The following is a 291-nucleotide window of genomic DNA, read 5'->3' on the forward strand; positions in this document are numbered from 1 at the left end:
AACGAAAACAGCAACCAGAAGCAGGCTTCGACCCCGGCCAGCGTCGAGCAGAACCTGCCGGAGACCCAGGCGACCAGCACCGATGGTCCGCAGACCTCCTCGGCCAACGACCGCAAGGAAGAGATCACCAATTACGAGATCAACTCCAAGAAGATCGCCACCGTCTCCAACGGCTACACGGTGACCAAGATGTCGATCGCCGTCGTCGTCAACCAGGACCGGCTGAAGACGATCCTGGGCAAGGATGCGACGCCCGAACAGATCGCCAAGCGGGTCGCCGACATCCAGAAG

1 protein-coding gene is annotated in these 291 nt (G+C 60.8%); it reads left to right on the forward strand.

What is annotated here, in order from left to right; all coding sequences use genetic code 11:
* Positions 1 to 291 (forward strand): flagellar M-ring protein FliF C-terminal domain-containing protein (locus EN807_RS34630; protein ID WP_281405272.1); only part of this gene is annotated, 291 nt, incomplete at both ends.

This window comes from Mesorhizobium sp. M5C.F.Ca.ET.164.01.1.1 (assembly GCF_004792125.1).
Classification (GTDB): domain Bacteria; phylum Pseudomonadota; class Alphaproteobacteria; order Rhizobiales; family Rhizobiaceae; genus Mesorhizobium; species Mesorhizobium wenxiniae.